This is a genomic window from Bradyrhizobium sp. (genome assembly GCF_049586575.1).
In the GTDB taxonomy this organism is placed as follows: Bacteria; Pseudomonadota; Alphaproteobacteria; order Rhizobiales; family Xanthobacteraceae; genus Bradyrhizobium.
Genome location: NZ_JBAVCF010000521.1, coordinates 1 through 3,249, shown reverse-complemented (window position 1 = coordinate 3,249; position 3,249 = coordinate 1). Strand labels below are relative to the sequence as shown.

Below are 3,249 nucleotides of genomic sequence, written 5' to 3'. Positions count from 1 at the left end.
CGGCCATCGTCACCGGCGTCTTCAGCGGCTTGTCGGCCTTGATGTCGACGCAGACGAACTTGCCGGTCTTGTCCGTGGGATCGGGATAGGCCTCCTTGATGATCTCGGCGATGCCGACAATCTCCTTGCCTTCGTTGGAGTGATAGAAGAACGCCTTGTCGCCCTTCTTCATCTTCACGAGGTTTTGCCGCGCGGTGAAATTGCGCACGCCGGTCCAGGCTTCGCCCTTGGCGCCCTTTTCGACCTGTTGATCCCACGACCAGGCGGAAGGTTCGGATTTCACCAGCCAGTAATTCATGAGATCTCCCCGCGACGTCAGCGCCATCTCGTCCTTGTTACACGCTCAATACCACGACAGAGCTATAAGCGCCGTCAAGGGGGCGCGCACGCGCCCGTTCGAGGGGAAAGCCGATGTCCGTCAATCGCCGGAAGTTCGTCACGCTGGCCGCGGCTGCGCTTGCGGCCCCGGCCGCATTGGCGGCGACGCGCCCGATCAAGGCCATCGCGTTTGACGGATTCCCCATTACCGATCCGCGCCCGGTCTTCGCCAAGGTCGAAGAACTGTTTCCCGGCAAGGGGCGCGCTTTAAGCGAGGCCTGGCGGACCCGGCTGTTCGAATATACGTGGTTGCGAACGCTCGGGCGGCACTACGTTGATTTCTGGCATGTGACCGAGGAAGCACTGACCTTCGCCGCCAAGGCATCGGGAATCGAACTGGCCGCCGATCAGCGCTATACGTTGATGCAGACCTGGCTCTCGTTGACGGCTTGGCCCGATGTCGCGCCGGCGCTGAAAGAGTTGAAGGCCGCGGGCATCCGCATGGCCTTCCTCGCCAATCTCACCGAGACGATGATGGATGCCGTGGTGAAGAATTCCGGCATCGAAGGCTTTTTCGAGCCGCATCTGTCGACCGACCGGGTGGAAGCTTTCAAGCCCGACCCGCGCGCCTACCAGATGGGGCCGGATGCGTTCAAGCTTCCGAAGGAGGAAATCGCGTTCGCTGCGTTCGCCGGCTGGGATGCGGCGGGCGCCAAATGGTTCGGCTACCCGACCTTCTGGGTGAATCGCATGAACACGCCGGTCGAGGAATTGGGCGTGGTGCCCGACGGCGTGGGCACGGGCATGGCCGATCTGGTGAAGTTTGTGCTGGGTTAGAAGCCGACATTGCGAAGTCCGTACACGACAACCCGCCGTCGCTTTCTTTGCCGGCCATGGCGCGCTTGGAGTCCGCCGAAGCGCTCGTACGCGCCGGCGAAAGCAACCAATCACTTCGGTTTTTTTTTGCTCTTCGTCTTGGGCTTCGCTTTTGACGGAGGTCCGTTCGCGATTTGCTCCCGGGCCTCCTCGGCTTCCTTCGCCAGTCTTAGCTCACGAAGCCGATCCATGTTCTTCCGGACAGCGAGCGCCGATCGTTGCGCGTCTTCCATCGCCCGCGCGCCTTCCTCTTTCGCAAGGCGCAACCGGTTTTCTCTGGCGGCTTGCGCCGGCGATGGATCCGGGTTGCGGGCCATTAGACCCGAAGATTTTCGGCGCTGCTCTTGCCTCGCTTGGTGTCTACCTTGACCTCGTATGAGATCTTCTGGCCTTCTGCCAGGCCGGACAATCCAGCGCGCTCGACGGCGCTGATATGAACGAAAACGTCGTTTCCGCCGTCATCCGGCGCAATGAATCCAAAGCCCTTTTGACCGTTAAACCACTTGACCGTACCGGTAGCCATAACTGTTCCCTTCCATGATAAGTGTTGTTGCGTACCACAGTTTTCCGGGGGCAAAAACCCCGTCGGCCAAGAAAGCGCGGGTTTTATGGCCGAATTGCATGAGGTTTGAGCCAGGGATTCGGCCTTGGCTGCTGCGTTTTCCGAGGCGTTAACCTTCCGCCCGGAACGGGCGCGTCAGCAGGCCCTCGACCGCATCATCGATCGTCACCGCCCCCCGCAGGATGTCGGCTACCGCATTCGAAACCGGCATTTCGACGCCCTCGGCGGCGGCGAGTTCCACCAGCACCGGCGCCGTGAAGGCCCCCTCGGCCAGTTTGCCCTGCGGGGCGGCTTCGCCACGCCCGAGCGCCTGCCCCAAGGCGAAATTGCGCGATTGCGGCGTCGAGCAGGTCAGGATCAGGTCGCCGAGGCCGGACAGGCCGACCAGCGTCTCGCTGCGTGCGCCGAACGCGCGGCCGAAACGGGCGAGCTCCGAGAAACCGCGCGTGGTCAGCGCCGCCTGCGCCGAGGCGCCAAGCCTTTTGCCGACCGCAATTCCCGCCGCGATCGCGAGCACGTTCTTGGCCGCGCCGCCGATCTCCACACCGCGGACGTCGGTCGTATGGTAGGGGCGGAACGTCGCCGAGCCCAGCGCCTGCACAAGGTTCTTCGCGAGGTGTTCGTCAGATGCGGCGAGGGTCACGGCGGTCGGAAGCCCGCGCGCGACATCCTCGGCAAAACCTGGTCCCGACAGGATCGCCGCGCGTGCCTTTGGTGCAACCTCCGCAATCACCTCGGTCATGAATTTGTGCGTGCCGCGCTCGATACCCTTGGCGCAGGCGACCAGCGGCGTACCCGATGCCAGGTACGGGGCGAGTGCGGCTGCGGCGGCGCGAAGATTTTGCGCGGGCGTCGTGATCAGAACAGCATCCGCCGATGCCGCGCGGGAAATATCAGCGGTCACCTGAATGCCGGCATGCAGCGTGATGCCCGGCAGCTTTGGATTGCTGTGCGCGGCAGCGATGGCTTTGGCTGCCTCGGCGCTGTGCGCGCAGAGGACGACTTTGCGGCCGGCGCGGGCGGCGACACCCGCCAGCGCCGTTCCCCATGCGCCTGCGCCGACGACAGCGATTAAGTTGAAAGAGGTCATTGGAGAAACTCAGCGAGCGCAACCATCGCAGTCCCTCGTCCTGAAAGGGGGAAGGTTGAGGAGGGGGTCGGCAAAGCGCTCGAATTCATTTGCCAAATTGCGCGCTCTTGCAGAGCTCGCCGATCTCCCCCTTTCAGGCCGAGATGAGAGAGGAATATAGCGTGACGGTCTTCACCCATGAACGATTCTCAAAACCCTGCGCGGCTGTTGTTGTAACCCGCCGGCGCTGACGCATTGCTGTCGAGCAGCCAGCGCGCGCGGGGAGCCGCGTCCATTGTATCGGTCAGGCCCAGGACGAGGCGTTCGGCGCCGGCCCACGCGATCATCGCGCCATTGTCGGTGCAGAGCGCGGGCGGCGGGATGATGAGCGTGGTCTCGGCCTTCGCCGCGACCTGCTGCAGCG

4 protein-coding genes and 1 pseudogene are annotated in these 3,249 nt (G+C 63.5%); 1 reads left to right on the top strand and 4 read right to left on the bottom strand.

From position 1 onward, the window contains the following. The coding region (locus WB528_RS19595) for an EVE domain-containing protein (RefSeq protein ID WP_423890051.1) at positions 1 to 298 on the bottom strand (298 nt) is incomplete at its 3' end. A 113-nt stretch (positions 299 to 411) separates the two neighbouring features. On the opposite strand from WB528_RS19595, the gene WB528_RS19590 reads away from it, so the two are divergent. Beyond that, positions 412 to 1,155 (top strand): haloacid dehalogenase type II, encoded by a 744-nt coding sequence (locus tag WB528_RS19590; protein WP_423890049.1) that lies wholly within the window; start codon positions 412 to 414, stop codon positions 1,153 to 1,155. Positions 1,156 to 1,510: 355 nt separating this feature from the next. On the opposite strand, the gene WB528_RS19585 is transcribed toward WB528_RS19590, so the two are convergent. The 3 genes and pseudogenes from WB528_RS19585 to WB528_RS19575 all read right to left on the bottom strand — a co-directional run. After that, positions 1,511 to 1,717 (bottom strand): cold-shock protein, encoded by a 207-nt coding sequence (locus WB528_RS19585; RefSeq protein WP_422251560.1) that lies wholly within the window; start codon positions 1,715 to 1,717, stop codon positions 1,511 to 1,513. A gap of 148 nt (positions 1,718 to 1,865) precedes the next feature. Continuing rightward, positions 1,866 to 2,846 (bottom strand): NAD(P)H-dependent glycerol-3-phosphate dehydrogenase, encoded by a 981-nt coding sequence (locus tag WB528_RS19580; protein ID WP_423890048.1) that lies wholly within the window; start codon positions 2,844 to 2,846, stop codon positions 1,866 to 1,868. 188 nt (positions 2,847 to 3,034) lie between these two features. After that, positions 3,035 to 3,249, bottom strand: a pseudogene (locus WB528_RS19575) (tRNA (adenosine(37)-N6)-threonylcarbamoyltransferase complex transferase subunit TsaD); the annotation flags it as partial.